The organism is Streptococcus sp. HMSC072G04 (assembly GCF_001813295.1).
GTDB lineage: Bacteria > Bacillota > Bacilli > Lactobacillales > Streptococcaceae > Streptococcus.
The window spans coordinates 82,029-103,538 of record NZ_KV812035.1 but is presented as its reverse complement, the minus strand read 5'-3'; the positions used below and the strand labels follow the sequence as shown (position 1 = coordinate 103,538).

18 protein-coding genes and 1 pseudogene are annotated in these 21,510 nt (G+C 42.8%); all 19 read left to right on the top strand.

The window, feature by feature from the left end; translation table 11 throughout:
- Nucleotides 1-2 precede the first annotated feature (2 nt).
- On the top strand, nt 3-608 hold the full coding sequence (nrdG, locus tag HMPREF2904_RS07745; RefSeq protein ID WP_031574364.1) for an anaerobic ribonucleoside-triphosphate reductase activating protein: 606 nt from the start codon (nt 3-5) through the stop codon (nt 606-608).
- A 188-nt stretch (nt 609-796) separates the two neighbouring features.
- Complete coding sequence (locus HMPREF2904_RS07740; RefSeq protein WP_070661606.1) at nt 797-2,266, top strand: LCP family glycopolymer transferase CpsA; 1,470 nt, start codon at nt 797-799, stop codon at nt 2,264-2,266.
- Nucleotides 2,263-2,994, top strand: coding sequence for a capsular polysaccharide biosynthesis protein Cps4B (cps4B, locus tag HMPREF2904_RS07735; RefSeq protein WP_070661603.1), 732 nt, complete (start codon nt 2,263-2,265; stop codon nt 2,992-2,994). Before HMPREF2904_RS07740 ends, cps4B begins: the two co-directional genes overlap by 4 nt.
- A gap of 44 nt (nt 2,995-3,038) precedes the next feature.
- Complete coding sequence (locus HMPREF2904_RS07730; RefSeq protein ID WP_070661600.1) at nt 3,039-3,734, top strand: Wzz/FepE/Etk N-terminal domain-containing protein; 696 nt, start codon at nt 3,039-3,041, stop codon at nt 3,732-3,734.
- 12 nt (nt 3,735-3,746) lie between these two features.
- Nucleotides 3,747-4,439: a tyrosine-protein kinase gene (locus tag HMPREF2904_RS07725; protein WP_021154082.1), complete on the top strand. Its 693-nt coding sequence runs from the start codon at nt 3,747-3,749 to the stop codon at nt 4,437-4,439.
- Between the two features lie 19 nt (nt 4,440-4,458).
- Nucleotides 4,459-5,835: a sugar transferase gene (locus HMPREF2904_RS07720; RefSeq protein ID WP_049484064.1), complete on the top strand. Its 1,377-nt coding sequence runs from the start codon at nt 4,459-4,461 to the stop codon at nt 5,833-5,835.
- 3 nt (nt 5,836-5,838) lie between these two features.
- Nucleotides 5,839-6,624: a LicD family protein gene (locus HMPREF2904_RS07715; RefSeq protein WP_070661596.1), complete on the top strand. Its 786-nt coding sequence runs from the start codon at nt 5,839-5,841 to the stop codon at nt 6,622-6,624.
- A 17-nt stretch (nt 6,625-6,641) separates the two neighbouring features.
- Entirely contained in the window at nt 6,642-7,367 is a 726-nt protein-coding gene (locus HMPREF2904_RS07710) for a WecB/TagA/CpsF family glycosyltransferase (RefSeq protein ID WP_371106549.1), read from the top strand.
- Nucleotides 7,342-8,427: a glycosyltransferase family 4 protein gene (locus HMPREF2904_RS07705; protein ID WP_070661590.1), complete on the top strand. Its 1,086-nt coding sequence runs from the start codon at nt 7,342-7,344 to the stop codon at nt 8,425-8,427. Before HMPREF2904_RS07710 ends, HMPREF2904_RS07705 begins: the two co-directional genes overlap by 26 nt.
- Nucleotides 8,424-9,518: a non-hydrolyzing UDP-N-acetylglucosamine 2-epimerase gene (wecB, locus tag HMPREF2904_RS07700; protein WP_070661587.1), complete on the top strand. Its 1,095-nt coding sequence runs from the start codon at nt 8,424-8,426 to the stop codon at nt 9,516-9,518. The genes HMPREF2904_RS07705 and wecB overlap by 4 nt, the downstream gene beginning before the upstream one ends.
- Complete coding sequence (locus tag HMPREF2904_RS07695; protein ID WP_070661585.1) at nt 9,518-10,483, top strand: glycosyltransferase family 2 protein; 966 nt, start codon at nt 9,518-9,520, stop codon at nt 10,481-10,483. Before wecB ends, HMPREF2904_RS07695 begins: the two co-directional genes overlap by 1 nt.
- 56 nt (nt 10,484-10,539) lie before the next feature.
- Nucleotides 10,540-11,247 carry an IspD/TarI family cytidylyltransferase gene (locus HMPREF2904_RS07690; protein WP_070661582.1) on the top strand — a complete coding sequence of 236 codons (708 nt, stop codon included), beginning with the start codon at nt 10,540-10,542 and terminating at the stop codon, nt 11,245-11,247.
- A gap of 1 nt (nt 11,248) precedes the next feature.
- Nucleotides 11,249-12,274 (top strand): zinc-binding dehydrogenase, encoded by a 1,026-nt coding sequence (locus HMPREF2904_RS07685; RefSeq protein ID WP_070661579.1) that lies wholly within the window; start codon nt 11,249-11,251, stop codon nt 12,272-12,274.
- Between the two features lie 6 nt (nt 12,275-12,280).
- Nucleotides 12,281-13,699 carry a flippase gene (locus HMPREF2904_RS07680; RefSeq protein WP_070661576.1) on the top strand — a complete coding sequence of 473 codons (1,419 nt, stop codon included), beginning with the start codon at nt 12,281-12,283 and terminating at the stop codon, nt 13,697-13,699.
- Nucleotides 13,700-13,838: 139 nt separating this feature from the next.
- A complete protein-coding gene (locus HMPREF2904_RS07675; protein ID WP_070661573.1) occupies nt 13,839-14,996 on the top strand; it encodes a polysaccharide polymerase in 1,158 nt (385 codons plus the stop codon).
- A 78-nt stretch (nt 14,997-15,074) separates the two neighbouring features.
- On the top strand, nt 15,075-16,172 hold the full coding sequence (gene glf, locus HMPREF2904_RS07670) for a UDP-galactopyranose mutase (RefSeq protein ID WP_070661570.1): 1,098 nt from the start codon (nt 15,075-15,077) through the stop codon (nt 16,170-16,172).
- 15 nt (nt 16,173-16,187) lie between these two features.
- Nucleotides 16,188-17,240, top strand: coding sequence for a glycosyltransferase (locus HMPREF2904_RS07665; RefSeq protein WP_070661567.1), 1,053 nt, complete (start codon nt 16,188-16,190; stop codon nt 17,238-17,240).
- A 145-nt stretch (nt 17,241-17,385) separates the two neighbouring features.
- The gene (locus HMPREF2904_RS07660) at nt 17,386-20,859 is read left to right on the top strand and encodes a GBS Bsp-like repeat-containing protein (RefSeq protein WP_070661564.1); all 3,474 of its coding nucleotides are present in this window, start codon (nt 17,386-17,388) and stop codon (nt 20,857-20,859) included.
- A 138-nt stretch (nt 20,860-20,997) separates the two neighbouring features.
- Nucleotides 20,998-21,510 (top strand): annotated as a pseudogene (locus tag HMPREF2904_RS11965) (hypothetical protein); the annotation flags it as partial.

The following is a 21,510-nucleotide window of genomic DNA, read 5'->3' as shown; positions in this document are numbered from 1 at the left end:
GGATGACATGGAATACACCTAAACCAGGCGAATGGAAGAGTGAGGAACTGAGTCAAGGGCGCATCATCGACTACAAGGCTTTTAACTTTGTCGATGGCGAAGGGGTGCGCAATTCCCTTTATGTGGCCGGCTGCATGTTTCACTGTGAGGGCTGTTACAATGTAGCGACCTGGTCTTTCAATGCAGGTATTCCCTATACCAAAGAGTTAGAAGAGCAGATCATGGCTGATCTGGCCCAACCCTATGTCCAGGGCTTGACCCTGCTTGGTGGAGAGCCATTCCTGAATACTGGAATTCTTTTGCCTCTCGTTAAACGCATTCGGAAAGAGTTGCCCGACAAAGACATTTGGTCTTGGACTGGCTACACTTGGGAAGAAATGATGCTAGAGACGCCAGACAAACTAGAGCTTCTCTCGCTGATTGATATTCTGGTTGATGGCCGCTATGATAAGAGCAAACGCAACCTCATGTTGCAGTTTCGTGGCTCTTCTAACCAGCGGATCATTGATGTTCAAAAATCCCTCAAAGAAGGAAAAGTCGTCATCTGGGACAAGCTCAATGACGGTAAAGAAAGTTTTGAGCAGGTCAAACGAGATGATCTTTTGTAGAATCTTCAAAAAACCGGGGTTTTCACCCGGTTTTTTTGGATTCTCTGCATAAGTATACAAGGGATTTCGCCCGTTTCGGAAAACGCTTACTTTTTAAATGTACATAATGGACAAAAAAGTGATAATTAATGCATTTTTTGCTAAAAATATGTTACAATAAATATAATTAGGACTAATTGGAGGTATTTATGTCACAAAGGAGACGGAGTCGTCGTTCAGAGCATAAGTGGGGGCAATTGCGAATCATTAATTCCGTATTGCTTATTTTTTTGCTTATGACTACAAGTTGGGCGACCTATACCATGTTGGCCAATAACATCTTGGCTTTTCGCTATGTCAATGTTCTCGTGATTGCACTACTAGCTCTTCTCTTGCTCTTATCAGCTTGGTTTGTGATCAAAAATCAGGCCAAAAAAACAACTTTGGTCTTGCTTCTTGTCGGCTTATTGGCTAGTTCAGGAGTTTTGTTTGCTAGTCAACAGCTGCTGAATCTGACCAGTAATGTCAATGGCCACTCTAACTATACAGAGTTTGAGATGGCTGTCTATGTCAAGAAAGACAGTGACATCAAAGATATCAAAGAAATCAAGGAAGTGGTGGCCCCAAAGGGCAACAATAACGAAGCTAATCTTACTGCCCTCTTGGACAACATCAAAAAGACCAAGGGTCAGGAAATTTCTGTAGTGGATGCACCGACTTATCTTGATGCCTATAAGAGCCTGCAAGAAGGGAATGCTTCTGCTATGGTCCTCAACAGTACCTTTGAGGATACCATTGCCGCAGAAGATGCGGACTATGCGAAGAAGTTGAAGAAAATCTATTCCTACAAGATCCGAAAAGAAGTGGCAGCGACGAGCAAGGTATCTGCCAATGCGGATGTCTTTAACATCTATGTCAGCGGGATCGATACCTATGGGCCGGTAACCTCGGTTTCTCGTTCAGATGTCAATATCATCATGACCGTCAATCGGAAGACCAAGCAAGTCCTATTGACAACGACGCCGCGGGATGCCTATGTACCGATTGCAGATGGTGGTAACAACCAAAATGATAAGTTGACCCACGCGGGGATCTACGGAGTGGATGCTTCGATCCATACCCTTGAGAATCTCTATGATATCAAGCTCAACTACTACGTTCGTCTCAATTTCACCTCCTTCCTCAAGTTGATTGACCTTCTAGGGGGAATCGATGTGGAAAATGACCAAGAATTTACGAGCCTTCATGGCAAGTTCCATTTCCCAGTTGGAAAGGTTCATTTGAATTCAGAGCAAGCCCTCGGTTTTGTCCGAGAACGCTACTCTCTTCAAGGTGGCGACAATGACCGTGGGAAAAACCAAGAAAAAGTCATTGCGGCCATTATCAAAAAGTTGACCTCTACCAAGGTCTTAAGCAACTACAATGAGATTATCGGAAACCTCCAAGATTCTGTCCAAACCAATATGCAGTTGCCGACTATGATGAACTTGATCAATACCCAGTTAGAAACGGGTGGTTCTTATGAGGTGACTTCTCAAGCGATTACCGGTCAAGGACGAAATGACTTGCCGTCTTATGCTATGCCTGGTTACAACCTCTATGTTATGGAGTTGGATCAAGCTAGCTTGACCAAGGCCAAGGAAACCATTCAAAAAGTAATGGAAGGAAAAGAAAAATGATTGATATCCACTCGCACATCGTCTTTGATGTGGATGATGGACCAAAGACAAGAGAAGATACGCGTGCCTTATTGGAAGAAAGCTATCGCCAAGGGGTGCGGACCATTATCTCCACTTCTCATCGTCGCAAGGGGATGTTTGAAACTCCCGAAGAAAAGATTTCTGAAAATTTTCAAGAAGTGAAAAAAATTGCGGCAGAGGTCGCGCCAGATTTGACGATTCATTACGGGGCAGAGATCTACTTTACTAATGATGTCTTGAAAAAACTGGAAGAAAAGATCATTCCGCGTTTGGCAGATACGCGCTTTGCGCTGATTGAATTCAGCATGGGAACACCTTATAAGGAGATCCATACGGCCTTGGACCGTTTGCTCCATCTAGGTGTGACACCAGTGGTGGCCCATATCGAGCGCTACAAGTGCTTGGAGAAAAATGAGGAGCGCGTGCAAGAGATGATTGACATGGGCTGCTACATGCAGATCAATAGTTCCAGTGTTCTCAAGCCTCGCCTCTTTGGGGATGAACAAAAACAACTCAAAAAACGAGCTCGGTACTTCTTAGAAAAAGACTTGGTGCACTTTGTTGCCAGTGATATGCACAATGTGGATAAACGACCGCCTTATATGGCAGAAGCCTATCGCTTGATCAAGGAAGAATACGGAGAACGACGAGCACAAGCTCTCTTTGTCAGCAATCAAGAACTCTTGTTAGCGGATGAATTAATCTAACCAGGAAACAGGTGGAGAGATCCACATGAAGGAGTAATTAGGAAATGAACAATCAAGAAAATCAAGCAGTGGAAATTGATGTTTTCGCTATGCTGAAGACCCTATGGAAACGCAAGTTTTCGATCGTTTTGGTCGCTCTTGTCTTTGCCATTGCAGCATTTGGCTACAGTGCCTTTTTAGCCAAGAAAGAATACCAAAGTACTAGCCGGATCTACGTGGTCAGTCGTCAAAACCAAGATAACAATGCCTTGACAAACTCTGATTTGCAGGCTGGTTCTTACTTGGTTAAGGACTACCGTGAAATCATTCTTTCTCAAAATGTCTTGAGCCAAGCCATCGAAGAATTGAAACTCGATATGACACCAGCTGAGTTGTCGAAAAAGATCAGTGTATCCGTTCCAACAGATACTCGTATCCTTTCGATCACGGCTAAGGACGGAGATCCAAAAGAAGCGGCTCGCATTGCCAATGGCCTTCGGAATGTAGCAGCTGAAAAGATCATTTCTGTGACCAAGGTGTCAGATGTTACGACTTTGGATGAAGCAGAAGTGCCTCAATCACCTTCTTCACCAAATATCCGACGCAATGTCCTCCTTGGTTTTATTGCTGGAGCAGGCCTCATGGTGGTTCTCATGGTCGTAGTAGAAGTCTTGGACGATCGTGTCAAGAGACCAGAAGATATCGAAGAGTTGATGGGCTTCACCTTACTTGGTATTGTGCCAGATATTAAGAAACTGTAGACTGGGGATCGCATGAATACGTTAGAAATTTCAAAAAACAAATTACAAGAAATTCGGAAGGCCGAAGAGTACTTCAATGCCCTTGCGACGAATATCCAATTGAGTGGGGTGGACTTAAAAGTCATCGCCATCTCATCTGTTCAAGAAAATGAAGGAAAATCAACCACTTCAACCAACTTGGCGGTTGCCTTTGCGCGTGCGGGTTACAAGACCCTTTTGGTCGACTGTGATATCCGGAACTCTGTCATGACAGGGATTTTCCGTAGCCGGGATAAGATTCAAGGGTTGACCGACTTCTTATCTGGTCGTAGCCAATTGGACCAAATCTTGTATGCGACTGATTTTCCAAACTTGGATATCATCGAGTCTGGACAGGTAGCACCAAACCCAACGGGTCTCTTGCAAAGCAAGAACTTCACCGTGATGATGGATGCCCTGCGTGAGCATTTTGACTACATCATTGTCGACACGCCTCCAATCGGGGTGGTGATTGATGCGGCCATTATTGCTCAACGCTGTGATGGAACTGTCTTGATCACGGAATCTGGCGCCAATGGACGCAAGGCTGTCCAAAAAGCTAAGGACCAATTAGAACAAACAGGCACACCTTTCTTGGGAGTTGTGCTCAATAAATTTAACATTAAAGCTGCTGAATATGGTTCGTATGGAGGATACGGATCTTACGGAGAGTACGGGAAAAAGTAAAGAATAGGATTGAGGGGAAATGGGAGAAGAAAGAATTGAACTGGAAAAACTAAATATTGTTCTCTTTCAAAGTTTAGCTGTCCTATTTTCAGCTTACATTGTGAGTCTTTTTAAGGATGCAGAATACACGTCACAGACGATCGCCATTCTCTATCTCTTACATTTTGTAGCTTTCTACATTAGCAATATTGCCTATCGTTTTTACAGCAGGGGCTACTTGGATGAGCTCTTTCAGGTTTTGAAATACAATGTGTTTTTCGCTGTTGGGATCACCTTTACCTCTTTTATGCTCGATGGGGTCTTTTCCATCTCTCGTCGGGGGATGATCTACTTCTTTCTTTTGAATACTTTTTCTGTCTATGTCATGGATCTCTTGCTGAAGAGATACCGGAAGTCTGTTTCACCACGGCGAAAAAGCTCGAGAAAGATTTTCCTGATCACAGCGACCAGTCGGATGGAAAAAGTCTTTGATATTCTGCATTCGCCCAGCCTCTATCATGGGGAATTGATCGGTGTCACCGTCATGGACGATACGGATTTTACCCATTCGGGTGTACGGGTGGTGCAGCCAGATCAAATGATGAACTTTGTGACCAAGGAAGTGGTGGATGAAGTGTTTATCAATCTGCCAAGTGAGGACTACAATATTAGTGACTTGGTCTCGGAGTTTGAGAGTATGGGGATCGATGTATCGGTCAATCTCAATGCCTTTAACTTCGCTTCCTTAGGCAATAAACGGGTTCGAGAAGTCGGGGGACTAAGTGTCGTCACTTTCTCAACCAATTTCTACAAACCGAGCCACGTATTTGCCAAACGTCTTTTGGACATTGCAGGAGCCCTCTTTGGACTCTTGATTTGTGGACTAGTAAGTATCGTTTTGGTTCCTCTAATCCGCAAAGATGGTGGACCTGCCTTCTTTGTACAAAAACGGGTCGGAAAGAACGGACGGTATTTCAACTTCTATAAATTCCGCTCCATGCGTGTGGATGCCGAAGAAATTAAGAAAGATCTCATGGCACAAAATACCATGACAGGTGGCATGTTCAAGATGGAAAATGATCCGCGGGTAACGCCAATCGGACGCTTTATCCGTAAGACCAGTCTCGATGAATTGCCACAATTTTACAATGTTCTGATCGGTGATATGAGTCTGGTCGGGACTCGTCCCCCAACGGTTGACGAATACCAAGAATATACGCCAGCCCAAAAACGCCGACTCAGCTTCAAACCAGGTATTACGGGACTTTGGCAAGTGAGCGGACGCAGTGAAATCAAGGATTTTGACGAAGTGGTCAAACTGGACGTTGCGTACATGGATGATTGGACGATCTGGAGAGACATTCAGATCTTGCTCAAGACCGTGAAGGTTGTACTTAGAAAAGAAGGAGCGAAGTAGCCCGTGAGTAAAGTTAGACAGATTCAATTAGGAGAATTATCCTTACTAGAAAAGTATATTGAAATTTGCAGAAAACACAATCTTCGATATTATGCTTTAGGGGGTACTTTGTTGGGCGCCATTCGTCACAAGGGCTTTATTCCCTGGGATGACGATATGGATTTGGGAATGCCTAGAAAAGATTATGAAAAATTCCTGGAAATTTGCGAAAAGGAATTGCCGGATCATGTTATCCTAAGAATTCATGATGATAATTTAGGCAATACCTCCATCATGGATACTTCCCTTCAAATTGAATTTGGTGGGGTTGTGTGTAGTCCTTTTATCGATGTGTTTCCTTTAGATGGTTACCCATCAGATGGTTTCCACTATTTCTTACACACCAATAAAATTAAGTATTACCGTGCCCTTTCAAAAATATCTGTCATCAATCGATTGCACAATCGCGACCGAGGTTTCTTTGAAAATACAATTGTGAAGGTCTCTAAGATCCTTCACCTAGACAAGTTACTAAATACTGAAAAAATCAATCAGAAGTTACAAAATACGATCAAAAAATATGACTTTGAGACAAGTGATCTCGTGGGAAATGTCTTAGGATCCTATCGCGAGAGAGAATTGGCCTACAAAGAGGTATTTGGGGAGCCACAACTCCTTGATTTTGAAACTATTAAAATCAGTGGTCATGCTGATCCGGATGCTTATCTGACAAAGATCTATGGCGATTATATGAAGTTGCCAGAAGAATCAGAGCAAAAAGGTCACTTTGAATCCACTTGGGGAGAATAAGCTTGAAAAGTTTTACAATGATGGGGGTCAGAATTGACCCTTTAACAATGGCAGAAACCGTTGCTGCTACAGAAGAATTTGTACGAGATAAAAAACCACTCCATTTGATGGGGGTCAACGCAGATAAGCTCAATCAGTGTGCGACAGACGAAGCCATCAAGAAGATTGTCAATGAATCTGAAATCATTAATGCAGACGGCGCTTCTGTTGTTCTCGCGGCGCGCTATTTGGGTTATGCTGTACCAGAGCGCGTGGCAGGCATTGATTTGATGCAGGAATTGCTCCATTTAGCCAATGAAAAAGGCTACTCGGTCTACTTCTTCGGGGCAAAAGAGGAAGTCTTGACCGATATGTTGGCCATCTTTAAAAAGGATTATCCAAATCTCCGAGTAGTGGGCCATCGCAATGGCTATTTCTCTGCTGAAGAGGAGGAGGCTATTCAAGAGGATATTCGTGAGAAGAATCCAGATTTTGTCTTTGTTGGCATTACCTCTCCTAAAAAAGAGTACTTGATCCAGAAGTTTATGGACAATGGAGTCAATTCTGTCTTTATGGGAGTAGGAGGAAGCTTTGATGTCCTTTCAGGACATATCAAGCGGGCACCTATGTGGATGCAAAAGGCCAATCTGGAATGGTTGTTCCGTGTGGCCAATGAGCCAAAACGGCTCTTTAAGCGCTATTTTGTCGGAAATGCCACTTTTATTAAGAGAGTAGTACATGAAAAACGGAAAGCAAAAAAATAATATTCTGCACATTTCGCGGACCATGGATATCGGTGGGGCAGAACGCATTGTCTATCAGTTGGCGACAGACCTCAAGGATGAATTTGACCAGGTTCATGTTGCGTCTACTGGTGGATTGTGGGAAGAAAAACTAGCAGAGAATGGGATTCAACACCATCGGATTCTAGACGTCGATAGCAAACAGCCAGCTACTGTGCTTAAGATTCTTGCTAGTCTTTCCAAGATCATCAAAGAAAATGAGATCACTCTTGTTCACACCCATCACCGGATGGCTGCTTTCTATATTCGTTTGTTACAGATGCGCCATCCAAAATTGATCCATGTCTACACAGCCCATAATGTTTTCAAGGATAAATTACCACTTTATAAATTCGCCCTAGGAAAGGCTCGAACGGTTGCTGTCAGTCAAGCTGTCCAGGAAAATATCCTTAATGATGTAAGGTCAAAAAACTCTGTTGTGATTTATAATGGAGTGAAAATGAAACAAAGTGAGCATACAGTAAATGAAATTACTAAATGTGACGGTATCAAAATAGGCTGTATCGCTCGCTTATCCGAACAAAAAGGCTTACCCTACCTGATCCAAGCCATGTCACTTGTGACAAATCCAAGTGTATCCTTGTTTCTTGTCGGTGACGGAGAATTAAAAAATGATTTGATAAATCAAACAAAAGAATTGGCTCTTGAAGAAAGAATTCATTTTTTGGGCTACCGAAGCGACGTGGTAGAGTGTATCAATAGCTTTGACTTTTGTGTCCTTCCGTCTGTCTTTGAAGGATTTGGATTGGTCGCAATCGAGGCCTTTATGAACGGCAAAACCATGATTGCAACAGATATTCCAGGTGTGAACGAAGTGGTGAATTCTGGCAATGGGATCCTCGTCCCAGCTGAGGATCCGCAAGCCTTAGCTCAAGCAATTAAAAAATTGGCAGAGGATCCTGAGAAAAGAGCCTCTTTAGCTGCTCAAGCAAAGAGAGATTATGATAACAAGTTTAGCTATCCGATCTTTTTAAACAACTATCGCAACTTTTACCAATCGATGAGGAAGGGTTCAAAATGAAAAAAGTAATGTTAGTGTTTGGGACGCGCCCAGAAGCCATTAAAATGTGTCCTTTGGTCAATGAACTCAAACAACACGATACCATTGAAACGGTAGTCTGTGTAACAGGGCAGCACAAGGAAATGCTGGACCAAGTCTTAGACGTTTTTCGTGTTGTTCCAGACTATAATCTAGGCATTATGAAGGCCAATCAAACATTATTTACCATCACGACCTCTATATTGGAAAAAATCCAACCAGTCTTGGAGCATGAAAAACCTGATATTGTCCTCGTCCATGGAGATACCACAACCACCTTTGCAACAGCTTTGGCGGCCTTTTATATGGGCATCAAAGTGGGGCATGTGGAAGCAGGCCTTCGGACTTACAATCTCCAAAGCCCATACCCTGAAGAGTTTAACCGTCAAGCTACTTCCATAGTGGCAGATTACAATTTTGCTCCAACCCAGGTTTCAAAAGAGAATCTTCAAAAAGAAGGACGGACCAATATTTTCGTTACAGGAAATACCGTTATTGATGCCTTAAAAACTACAGTCCAAGAAGACTACGACCACCCTATATTGGAATGGGCAAAAGGAAGCAAGCTCATCATGTTGACGGCCCACCGTCGCGAGAATCTTGGAGAACCTATGGAGCACATGTTCCGTGCGGTCAACCGGATTTTAGAAGAGTTTGAAGATGTCAAGGTGGTCTATCCTATTCACAAAAATCCAAAAGTCAGAGAATTGGCTAGCAAGATTTTTGGAGAGAATGAGCGAATGAAAATCATTGAGCCTTTGGAAGTGATTGATTTTCATAATTTCATGAACCAAAGCTATATGATCTTGACGGACTCAGGTGGCGTCCAAGAAGAAGCGCCTTCTTTAGGGAAGCCCGTCCTTGTCATGCGTGATACGACAGAGCGTCCAGAAGGTGTGGCTGCAGGGACTTTGAAATTGGTCGGAACAGAAGAAGAAAACATCTATCGCAACTTCAAGCTCCTTCTGGAAGACCAAGATGAATACGAGAAGATGAGCCAGGCAAGTAATCCTTATGGGGATGGAACGGCTTGTCAACAGATTGTAGAAATTATCATGAAGGGATTAGCATAATGGAAAAGGTTTCGATTGTCATACCGGTCTATAATGTCGAGGAGTATTTACAGTATAGTGTCGGTAGTCTTAGACAACAGACCTATTCAAATATTGAAATCATCCTAGTCGATGATGGATCGACGGATCGATCAGGAGAAATTTGTGACCAGTATGCTCAGGAAGATGACCGTATTCGAGTGCTCCATCTTCAAAATGGGGGATTGTCTAATGCTCGAAATACAGGAGTGAAAGCTGCGACAACTGACTGGATTATCTTCCTTGATTCAGATGATTATTATGATCGTAGAACTGTTGAATATTTAATGGGATTGAAAGACCAGTATAATGTTGACCTCGTATCGACCCCGGTCATTGAAGTCAGAAGTTATGAGGACAAAGATTTTTCAGGAGATCTAAATGAAAAGGGCGCTAGGAAATTAGAACGCCATACAGCTCTGATAGAAATGTTCTATGGTCACCACGTTGGGACCCATTCAGGAGGAAAACTCTACAAGAAAGAGATCTTACTCCAACATCCCTATCCAGAAGGAATGATTTATGAAGATTTGGCTGTTGCTTATGAACATATTGCTTGTTGTGAGGAAATTGCAGTTAGCGATCTAAATCTTTATAAATACTATCGAAGACCAGGGAGTATCGTCAATTCTTCTTATAGCGATCGGCTCTTGAATTTCTACAAGGCCATGGAATGGAACAGAGCCTATGTCGAGCGAGACTATCCTGATGATCCGGAAATGAAAAAAGCGGTCAATACCCGCTATGTCTTTAATGGCTTGCATGTGGTCCATGCCTTATTAGGTTCTCAAATGTATGACCAAGTCAATAAGATTCGCAAAGAGTATCGTCGCTATTGGAAAGATATTCTAATCAATTCACATATTACAAGAAAAAATAAACTCAAATACCTTCTTTTGCTCCTTTCTCCTCATTTGTATCAAAAGGTGAGAGCAAAACTAGGCTAGATTGCTAAATAGCCATGTTCTAGAGAAGGGAAATGAGACAACACAGGAGGTTTAGGATGATTTATGCAGGGATTTTAGCAGGTGGGACAGGCTCACGGATGGGGATTACGGATATGCCCAAACAATTTTTGGATTTGGGGGGACGTCCTATTTTAATCCATACCGTTGAGAAGTTCTTATTAGTCCATGAGATTCAAAAGATTGTATTGGGGATTCATCCGGACTGGGTGACCTATACGGAAGACCTGGTCGACAAATACTTGGCTTCTTATAAGGATCGGATCGTGGTTGTAGAGGGAGGAAGTGACCGCAACTCTACCATCGAAAACATCATCTTGGCTATCGATGAGGTGCAACCTTTAACAGATGAGGATATTATCGTCACTCATGATTCCGTTCGTCCCTTTGTCAGCCTCAAAACTATCCAAGAAAACATTGAACTAGCTAAGAGTCATGATGTGGTGGATACAGTGGTCGAAGCGACCGATACCATTGTTCAAAGCTTAGATAATACCTTTATCACGGATATCCCAGAACGTCAATACCTCTATCAGGGTCAAACCCCTCAAACCTTCAAAATGAAAGACTTCCTTGCCTTGTACCATGATTTGAGTGACCAGCAGAAAGAAGTCTTGACAGATGCCTGCAAGATCTTTGTCATTAATGGCAAAAAAGTTGCCCTTGCAAAAGGGGAATATTCCAATATTAAAATTACGACGATTACAGATTTGAAAATTGCACGCGGTATGATTGAGGACAATTAATATGTTGAACCAAATCTTTCAGCTGACCCAGCCGAAAAACATCACCATCAAATACCAAGAAGAAGACATGAGCCGTGGAGACAAGGTGTTGATTCGCCCTTATTACATGGCTATTTGTCATGCGGACCAACGTTACTATCAAGGGAAGCGGGATCCTAAAGTGCTTAAAAAGAAATTACCCATGGCCCTGATCCATGAGTCGTCTGGTATCGTGGTAGCGGATCCTACGGGGACCTATCAACCAGGACAGATCGTGGCTATGGTTCCCAATCAGCCTCCCCATCAATCAGAGGGTGCCTTCTTTGAAAATTATTTGGAGGGGACACACTTCTTGTCTAGTGGTTTTAATGGCTTTATGCAGGAAGTGGTTGCCTTACCGCTGGATCGTGTAGTGGCTTACCCAGAGGAAGTTCGAGGCCCTGTGACAGCTTTAGCGGAGTTTAGTAGTGTTGCTATGCATGCCATTCATCGATTTGATCTTATTGCCCACCAACGAAGAGAGTCAGTTTTGATTTTAGGTGACGGTAGTCTTTCATATGTTGTTGCGACTTCTTTGCACTATCTTTACCCAGAGTTGAAAATTACGGTCGTAGGGCGCAATAGTGATAAACTGCAATTGTTTAATTTTATCCATCAGGCGATTTTGACCAGCGAGTTGACAGACGATCAACGGTTTGATCACGCCTTTGAATGTACTGGTGGTCAAGGAAGCGAACCAGCCATCAATGATATTATTGATCATATCAAACCCCAAGGAACTGTGATGTTGATGGGGGTTAGTGACAACCGGGTCGCAGTCAATACAAGGGATGTTCTTGAAAAGGGCTTGACTTTTGTAGGGTCTTCTCGCTCAGGTCGTGAAGATTTCGAGCGGGCTGTAGAGATGCTGGCTAATCGTCGAGTCCAAAGTCGTTTGAAAAACATTATCCACGTTGATGGAGAAGTTCAAACCATTCCAGATATTCATCGAGCTTTTGCGACGGATTTGATCACACCGTTTAAAACGGTCTTCAAGTGGGGATTGTAGACAGTCATGAAAGTGTTAAAAAATTACGCCTATAATCTCTCCTACCAGTTGCTGGTGATTATCTTGCCGATTATCACCACCCCATATGTGACACGGGTCTTTAGCTCGAATGACTTGGGGACCTATGGTTATTTCAACTCCATCGTCACCTATTTTATCCTTTTGGCGACCTTGGGAGTGGCTAACTACGGAACCAAGGAGATCTCAGGACACCGCAAAGACATTCAAAAGAATTTCTGGGGGATTTATACCCTCCAGTTGGGAGCGACCTTTGTGTCCATCCTACTCTATGTCTTGCTGTGCTTGGCGCTACCTTCCATGCAAAATCCTGTCGCTTATATCTTAGGACTTAGCTTGGTTTCTAAGGGACTCGATATCTCCTGGCTTTTTCAGGGGTTAGAGGACTTCCGCAAGATTACGGTTCGGAATATCACGGTCAAACTGGTTGGAGTCATCTCCATCTTCTTGTTTGTCAAATCTGCCAATGATTTGTATCTCTATGTATTCTTACTCACTATCTTTGAGCTCTTAGGTCAGCTCAGCATGTGGCTACCTGCTCGGGAGTTCATTGGGAAAGCCCATTTTGATTTGGCTTATGCACGGGTGCACTTAAAACCGGTCATTCTGCTCTTTTTACCGCAGATTGCCATTTCCCTCTATGTCACCTTGGATCGAACTATGCTGGGTGCTCTCGCCTCTACAAAGGATGTAGGGATTTATGACCAGGCCTTGAAATTGGTTAATATTTTGCTGACCCTTGTGACGTCTTTAGGAAGTGTCATGCTTCCGCGCGTGGCGAGTCTCTTGGCTTCAGGAGACCACAAGGCTGTCAATAAGATGCACCAAATGTCCTTTTTGATCTATAATTTGGTCATTTTCCCAATTATTGCGGGTATGCTGATCGTCAACGATGACTTTGTTCGATTCTTCTTAGGGAAGGATTTCCAAGATGCTCGCTATGCCATCGCTATCATGATCTTCCGTATGTTCTTCATCGGATGGACCAATATCATGGGGATTCAAATTCTCATCCCGCATGATAAGAACAAAGAATTTATGCTGTCAACTACGATTCCTGCTATCGTCAGTGTCGGGTTGAATGTGCTCTTCTTACCTCATTTTGGTTTTATCGGTGCAGCCATTGTATCCGTCTTAACAGAATCCTTGGTATGGCTGATTCAATTGTACTATACCCGTCATTACCTCAGGGAAGTTCCAATTATTGGGTCTATGACAAAAATTATTTTTGCATCTGCTGTGATGTATGGCCTCTTGCTCCTTATAAAACCATTCCTACATTTCACCCCTACTCTGAATGTACTCGTGTATGCGGTGCTTGGTGGGATCATTTATCTGATCGCTATCCTATCTCTGAGAGTGGTAGATGTGAAAGAATTAAAACAACAATTTTTAAATAAACAGTAGAGAGTAGAAAGGAAGGATATGAATTTTTAAGTAAACAAAATCTTTAGAAAAGAATGCTATAGCAGGGGTGTTCCCTAAGCAGGCCTTCTAATCTAAACAGAATGAGCTTTTCTTTAAAAATTCTTTATCAGGTAATTTAATGATAAAAATGAAATTTGACGATCTACTGGTTGGTTTTGTCGTCTCGATTGTGATCTTCTTTAATACAATATCCACTACGATGTTAAATAAGGGCTTTTTGCATGTTGGTGCGAGCTCCCTCTTAGTGGTTGTAGCTCTCTTATTGCTTCGTTTTTTTAATAAAATCTCGATTCCCTATCATTATCTAATCTTGTCTGCCATGTTATTGATGGTAGCTGTTATGGTTTATTTCAAGACGGATAAGTTAAATTTCTTAGTTTATTCTCTCTTAATGGTTTTACTGGTCAATGCGGATAGGAAAGTCATTTTAAAAACTTATGTAGGTGTTGCAGGTACGATAGTCCTTACAGTATTTCTATTGTCACTGTTAAAGGTAGTTCCAAACTTACAATATAGTCGGGGTGCTGTTATCCGTAATTCATTTGGGTTTATCTATCCAACAGATTTCGCAGCCCATTGTTTCTACCTTTATGTCGCAATCTCCTATTTGCTAAAAGATCGGTATATTGGCTTACGATCTCTGAGCGGCGTTCTTCTAGCTCTCTTTATTATCAAGTTCTGTGACGCTCGTATGAATGCGATCTCGCTTTTGGTCGCTGTCTTGCTCTTTCTCTTCTTCTATTTCACAAAAGAGAAAAAGTTGAAGTTGTACCACTTGTTGCCCTATTCGATCATCCTTTTTTCAAGCGGAATGATCTACTTGACCTATCATTTCTCCTGGTCATCTCCACTTTATGTTCAAATTAATCAATTCATTACAGGTCGGTTAGCCTTGGGTAAAAATGCTTTTAATTTATATCCTTTGAATTGGTTTGGAACAAGAGAGGTTCAGTTTATTGGATCCGGAGGAAGCACAGAGTCTGTCCTCAATTATAATTATGTCGATTCGTCTTATGTTCAGATGTTATTTACATATGGTATCGTACCGGTTGCTTTATTAGTCGGCATTTATGTCATTGTTTCAAAATATGAATTCAAGAAGGGGCGTTATTTATTTGTTGCGATCTTGTCCCTCATTGCAATTAACTGTATGATTGAAGCATTTTGGTTTGTACCGACTTATAACATCTTTATGTTCACACTTTTTGCGACAGAAGTTGTCAAAAAGAAGCCGAACCATTCCCTCTCTTATAGTGAGGAAATTGGGGGGATTTGAAGATCTAATCTATAGCTATGAGTCTATGATACGGCTGAGAGCTTAGATATATTTTAAAATAGAAAAATGGAGTCTATTATGTACGATTATCTGATTGTTGGTGCTGGTTTGTCTGGAGCCATTTTCGCACATGAAGCTACAAAACGTGGTAAAAAAGTAAAAGTGATTGACAAGCGAGATCACATTGGTGGAAATATCTACTGTGAGGAGGTTGAAGGCATCAACGTCCATAAGTACGGTGCCCACATTTTCCATACGTCCAACAAAAAAGTGTGGGACTATGTCAACCAGTTCGCTGAATTCAACAACTATATCAACTCACCAGTAGCTAACTACAAGGGCAATCTGTACAATCTTCCCTTTAACATGAATACTTTTTATGCTATGTGGGGAACCAAGACTCCTCAAGAAGTCAAGGACAAGATTGCTGAGCAGACAGCTGACATGAAAGATGTTGAACCGAAGAACTTGGAAGAACAAGCCATCAAGTTGATCGGCCCAGATATCTACGAAAAGTTGATTAAGGGCTACACTGAAAAACAATGGGGACGTTCTGCCACAGACCTTCCACCCTTTATCATCAAACGTCTACCAGTTCGTTTGACCTTTGATAATAACTACTTTAATGACCGTTACCAAGGGATTCCAATCGGTGGTTACAACGTCATCATTGAAAACATGTTGGGTGATGTAGAAGTAGAACTTGGGGTTGATTTCTTTGCCAATCGTGAAGAGCTTGAAGCTTCAGCTGATAAAGTTGTCTTTACAGGTATGATTGACCAGTACTGTGACTACAAACATGGGGAGTTGGAATATCGTAGTCTGCGTTTCGAACACGAAGTTTTGGATGAGGAAAATCATCAAGGTAATGCTGTGGTCAACTACACCGAGCGTGAAGTTCCTTATACTCGGATCATTGAGCACAAGCACTTCGAGTATGGGACTCAACCGAAGACGGTGATTACCCGTGAATACCCAGCTGATTGGAAACGAGGCGATGAGCCCTACTACCCCATCAATGATGAAAAGAACAATGCCATGTTTGCTAAGTACCAAGAAGAAGCAGCCAAAAATGACAAGGTTATCTTCTGTGGACGTTTGGCAGATTATAAATACTACGACATGCACGTGGTCATTGAGCGTGCTCTAGAAGTCGTGGCAAATGAGTTTGATTAAGAGAAACGATAATCTATGAAATACTACTTAAAAGAAGAATTCCTGCATGATGTCAACGCAAAGAACGCGGGAAATAAAGCGCGCAATGACGTAGAAAGTATTGTAAAAGAAGAAGGCTATCACCCCTTGGTCTTGTCCGTCGACAATTGGTATCAAATGAGTACCCTTGCGGCTCAACGCCATAAGGCAAAGGCTTTTGGACAAGCCTTGGATCAACTAAAGCAAGGAGATGAGTTGTTGATCCAGTTTCCAATGCTTCACCATAGTTTTTTCTCAACCCATTTGGTTAAAAAAGTACAAAAAAGAGGGATTAAAGTCTATCTCTTGATTCATGACCTAGAAGTGCTTCGCCATGCCAACATGACTTCACTACCTTTAAAACACAGAATTCGGATGTACCTTCAAGAAGCAAGTTTTCTCAAAGCAGCTGATGGGATCATCGCCCACAACCCGGTGATGAAATCTGTCTTGGTGGATAAAGGAATTGCGGAAGATAAGATTGTCAGCCTTGGCATTTTCGACTATTTGATTCCAAATTTCCAAGAGAAGAGTGGGCAAACAAAAGACCAGCCGATGATTGTGGCAGGTAATTTGGCCCAGGAAAAAGCTGGTTATCTCTATGCTCTTCCTGCACAACCTGCCTATAATCTCTATGGTGTTGGTTTTGATGAGAGTAGAGCTTTAGAGAATGAAACTTATTTTGGATCCTTCCTACCGGATGAGCTTCCTGCAGCCCTTGAGGGTGGTTTTGGACTTGTCTGGGATGGGGATAGTGCGGAAACCTGTAGTGGTGTTTTTGGCGAGTACCTTCGCTACAACAACTCTCACAAGGCGTCGCTTTATCTAGCATCGGGCTTCCCGCTGGTGGTGTGGAAACAGTCAGCCTTGTCTCACTTTGTGCTTGAGAAGGGCTGTGGGATTGCAGTGGAGTCTCTTCATGACTTGAAGGAGACAATCGACAATCTTTCAGATGCCGATTACCAAGATTTGGTAGACAATGCCAAGCGTGTTGGTCAGGAAATCCGAGATGGTCACTATTTAAAGACAGCCTTAAAGCATTTATCATAAGATCAAAAGAAGTCAGACAGACTTCTTTTTTTAGTTTTTCAAAAAAATATCACTAATTTTAAAAATTTGCCTTATAAAACTTTTCATCGCTGAAACCGTGTGGTAAAATGATTAACGTATAAAATTTGTATAAAGGGAAGTTTATATGAAAAAGAAAGATCTTATTTTTTATGCCGGAGCGGCAGTCTTGATGGCTGTATCTGCTCAGGGAGTCAGTGCAGATGAGCTGGTTTCAAACGAGGCCGCTACTACTGAAGGCAAGCAAGTCCAAGCTGAAAAAGTGCCAGAAGTGGCCGTTGCTGAAAAGTCGGTAGCACCTATCGCAAGTAACTATGCAGCACCAGCAAATGTGACCGAACAGTCTGTAGCACCTGCGAGCAAGACCACGGCTTCAGAAAGTGGAACCCCATCTGTAGAGAAAGCTACAGAAGCATCGACGACTGAGAAAGAAGAAACTCCTCTTCCGTCTAATACAGGAAGCACGACCTTCTTTAACACAGGCGCTCACGCTCCTGCTGGTCGTTCAACAGATGTGGCGGTTCAACCAAAATCATTCGTTGATGTGAGTAGCCACAACGGAGACATTAGTATTGGCGACTACCGTACCCTAGCTAATAAAGGCGTGGGCGGTGTCGTTGTCAAATTGACAGAAGACACTTGGTACAAGAACCCAAATGCGGAGAACCAAATTCGTAATGCACAGGCTGCGGGTCTGCAAGTATCGACCTACCACTTCTCACGCTATACTTCTGAGGAAGCAGCGCGTGCAGAAGCGCGATTCTACATTGCAGAAGCGCAACGCTTGAATCTTCCAAAGAACACCCTCATGGTCAATGACTTTGAGGATGCCAAGATGCAGCCAAATATTAACCGCAACACCCAAGCTTGGGCGGACGAAATGCGTAAAAATGGTTACACCAACTTGATGTTCTACACCAGTGCTAGCTGGTTGGATGAAAACAATCTTCGCAAGAAAGGTCCTGTCAACACCGCTCAATTTGGTCTTCAGAATTTCTGGGTTGCCCAATACCCTTCTCCAAAACTGTCTGTAAACGATGCGAAAAGCTTGCGTTACAATGGGAAAGCTGGCGCCTGGCAGTTCACTTCTCAAGCGGAATTGCTTCCAGGAAAACACCTCTTTGACCACAGTGTGGACTATACCGGTCGCTTCACAGCGAACGCAAAACCTGCAGCGGATCCAACAGAAGGCAGCTTAAGTGGGAAGATTGATATTGTCAATAACGATACTATGACGGGCCGCTTTGACGTTGTCATCTCAAATGTTCAGGCACCAAATGGAGTTCGAACCGTTTCTGTACCGATCTGGTCAGAAACAGGTGGTCAAGATGACCTTGTTTGGTATACAGCTAATCGTCAAGCAAATGGGACCTATACCGTCAATGTAAAAGCAGCGGACCATAAAAACTCAACCGGTCTTTACAATGTCCATCTTTACTATGTTCAGAACAATGGACAAATGACAGGTGTAGGTGGAACAACGACGACAGTAGCCATTGGAAAGAAAAATCAGACACCAGTGTCAGCTGATTTGACTATTGCAAAATCAGAAAAAGACGGTACCTTCACCATTACAGCTAAGAACCTTCAAGGTTTCGATGGTTATAAAGAAGTGAAGATTCCATTCTGGTCTCATGCTAATGGCATGAAAGACATTATCTGGTATACTCCGACTCGCCAGGCAGACGGTTCTTATACTGTAACAGCCAAAGCTAGTGACCACGAAAACGCTGATGGCAAATACGAAGCGCAGATCTTCTATGTAGATGCTCAAGGTCAAAACAAATTTGTGAAAAAGGCCTTTATCGATTATACGGCGACAAAACCGGTCAATGCTGTCGCAGCTGATCTGACCATTACAAAATCAGAAAAAGATGGCATCTTCACCATCACGGCTAAGAATCTTCAAGGCTTCGACGGCTACAAGGAAGTGAAGATTCCATTCTGGTCTCATGCCAATGGGATGAAAGACATCATCTGGTACACTCCAACTCGTCAAGCAGACGGTTCATATACTGTAACGGCCAAAGCCAGTGACCACGAAAACGCTGATGGCAAGTATGAAGCGCAGGTCTTCTATGTGGATGCTAACGGACAAAACAAGTTTGTCAAGAAAGCCTTTATCGATTACACAGCTTCTAAACCATCTGCTGATCTGACCATTACAAAATCAGAAAAAGATGGGACCTTCACCATCACGGCTAAGAACCTTCAAGGCTTCGACGGCTACAAGGAAGTGAAGATTCCATTCTGGTCTCATGCCAATGGGATGAAAGATATCATCTGGTACACGCCAACTCGCCAGGCAGACGGTTCATATACTGTAACGGCCAAAGCTAGTGACCACGAAAACGCTGATGGCAAATACGAAGCGCAGGTCTTCTATGTGGACGCTCAAGGCCAAAACAAGTTTGTCAAGAAAGCCTTTATTGATTACAAAAATCAATCACGTCCAACCGGCACTCTCTTGATCCAAAACAACAATAAGGATACAGGAACATTTGACGTCATCATCAAGGATGTCTACAGCCCTAAAGGGGTGCAGACTGTGCAAGTTCCTACTTGGTCTGATAAGGATGGCCAAGACGATATTCGCTGGTATGAAGCAACACGCCAAGCGAACGGAGATTACAAGGTATCGGTCAAAGCGAGCGATCATAAGAACTCTACTGGTAAGTACCATGTTCACCTTTATTACATTCAAAATGATGGTTCTCGGATCGGTATTGGTACCACTACTACAGACGTAGAAGTTAGAAATGCCATGACCAAGACGCAAGCTGCTATCAAGAATGTCAATGCAACGAACGGGACTTATACAGTAGCTGTAGATCAAGCACCTCAGGGACGTCAGATTAAGAATATTCGTGTCGCAGCTTGGTCTAAAGCTCATCAAGAAAATCTTTACTGGTATTCCGCAACGCCGACAGGTATGCACACAGAGATCACTGTCTCTGCCAATAATCACGGTAATGAAGCGGGCAACTATACCACTCACGTCTATGTAGACTACAAAGATGGAGGAGTTGAAGGTTTTAACCTCGGTCAGACAGCCTTGTCTCCACGAAATCAAAAGGTGAATCCACAAACAACCTATTATTCTCAACGGGATCCTCGTTGGGCTGGAAAATATTACGGTGTGAGCAATGTCGATCAGTCAGGTTGTGTGCCAACCTCCCTTGCTATGACCTTCACAGATATCCTAGGTAGAACTATTTTGCCAACAACAGTAGCTGATTATCTCTACAACAATACGGATTCATTCAACAAAGGTGAAGCAGGAACAGATTCTGATGGGATTGTAGCTGCCACTCGTAACTGGGGCTTGAAGAGCCAATTGATTAATGGAGCTGGAGGCATTGCAGAAGCCCTCATGGCTGGCAAGCATGTACTTGCTGCAGTAGGTAATAGCCAATTTACTAGTGATCCTTATACTCATGAATTGGTCTTGCATGGTTATGACAATGGAAGAACCTATGTTCGCGATCCATATAATAGCGGCAACAACGGCTGGTACTCCATCAATTATCTTCACTCTATTAAGAGTAAGGACCCGATGGATAACAAGCTTGGAGCACCTTTCTTCTCAATTTTTGCATAAGCTAATCAGAAGGCCAATCTGGCCTTCTGTTTTCTTTAAAAATAGGATTCTTCTCATGATATTGTTTCTTGATCCGGCGGTTTGTGCTATAATACTACTATGTGGGTACAACCGTATAAAAAATTGTAAGGAAGATACATGAAAAAGAAAGATCTTATTTTTTATGCTGGGACAGCCGTTTTGTTGGCTTTTTCGACACAACAAGTCAAAGCCGATGAGCAACATGCGTCTGATCAAACACCAGAAAATACATCAGCTATCGTTGCAACAACAACTTCATCAGAAGCACAGAATACCGTGAGCGAAGAAGTGGGAGTTGAGAAAGGTATTCAGACAGAAAATACCGTTGCAACAGAGGCAGCACCTATCACACCGACTCTTAGCAATAACCAGTCTTCTGACAAGGGCACTAGCGACAAGGTTGTATCAGAGCAACCAGCACCAGCTGTGGTAGCTAGTCGTGCACCATATGGCGCACGCGCACGAGTGGTAGCAGTAAGAAATGAGAGTGTTCCTCAACAGGAATCTCCTGTTTCAGCAGATTTGACTATTGAAAAATCAGATTCAGAGGGGACCTTCACCATTACGGCTAAGAATCTTCAAGGCTTGGATGGTTATGAAGAAGTGAAGATTCCATTCTGGTCTCATGCC

Bases quoted from the DNA above. Each gene is read 5' to 3' on its own strand.
- nrdG (WP_031574364.1), top strand. From the start codon at position 3: ATGACATGGAATACACCTAAACCAGGCGAATGGAAGAGTGAGGAACTG.
- HMPREF2904_RS07740 (WP_070661606.1), top strand. From the start codon at position 797: ATGTCACAAAGGAGACGGAGTCGTCGTTCAGAGCATAAGTGGGGGCAA.
- cps4B (WP_070661603.1), top strand. From the start codon at position 2,263: ATGATTGATATCCACTCGCACATCGTCTTTGATGTGGATGATGGACCA.
- HMPREF2904_RS07730 (WP_070661600.1), top strand. From the start codon at position 3,039: ATGAACAATCAAGAAAATCAAGCAGTGGAAATTGATGTTTTCGCTATG.
- HMPREF2904_RS07725 (WP_021154082.1), top strand. From the start codon at position 3,747: ATGAATACGTTAGAAATTTCAAAAAACAAATTACAAGAAATTCGGAAG.
- HMPREF2904_RS07720 (WP_049484064.1), top strand. From the start codon at position 4,459: ATGGGAGAAGAAAGAATTGAACTGGAAAAACTAAATATTGTTCTCTTT.
- HMPREF2904_RS07710 (WP_371106549.1), top strand. From the start codon at position 6,642: ATGATGGGGGTCAGAATTGACCCTTTAACAATGGCAGAAACCGTTGCT.
- HMPREF2904_RS07705 (WP_070661590.1), top strand. From the start codon at position 7,342: ATGAAAAACGGAAAGCAAAAAAATAATATTCTGCACATTTCGCGGACC.
- wecB (WP_070661587.1), top strand. From the start codon at position 8,424: ATGAAAAAAGTAATGTTAGTGTTTGGGACGCGCCCAGAAGCCATTAAA.
- HMPREF2904_RS07695 (WP_070661585.1), top strand. From the start codon at position 9,518: ATGGAAAAGGTTTCGATTGTCATACCGGTCTATAATGTCGAGGAGTAT.
- HMPREF2904_RS07690 (WP_070661582.1), top strand. From the start codon at position 10,540: ATGATTTATGCAGGGATTTTAGCAGGTGGGACAGGCTCACGGATGGGG.
- HMPREF2904_RS07685 (WP_070661579.1), top strand. From the start codon at position 11,249: ATGTTGAACCAAATCTTTCAGCTGACCCAGCCGAAAAACATCACCATC.
- HMPREF2904_RS07680 (WP_070661576.1), top strand. From the start codon at position 12,281: ATGAAAGTGTTAAAAAATTACGCCTATAATCTCTCCTACCAGTTGCTG.
- HMPREF2904_RS07675 (WP_070661573.1), top strand. From the start codon at position 13,839: ATGATAAAAATGAAATTTGACGATCTACTGGTTGGTTTTGTCGTCTCG.
- glf (WP_070661570.1), top strand. From the start codon at position 15,075: ATGTACGATTATCTGATTGTTGGTGCTGGTTTGTCTGGAGCCATTTTC.
- HMPREF2904_RS07665 (WP_070661567.1), top strand. From the start codon at position 16,188: ATGAAATACTACTTAAAAGAAGAATTCCTGCATGATGTCAACGCAAAG.
- HMPREF2904_RS07660 (WP_070661564.1), top strand. From the start codon at position 17,386: ATGAAAAAGAAAGATCTTATTTTTTATGCCGGAGCGGCAGTCTTGATG.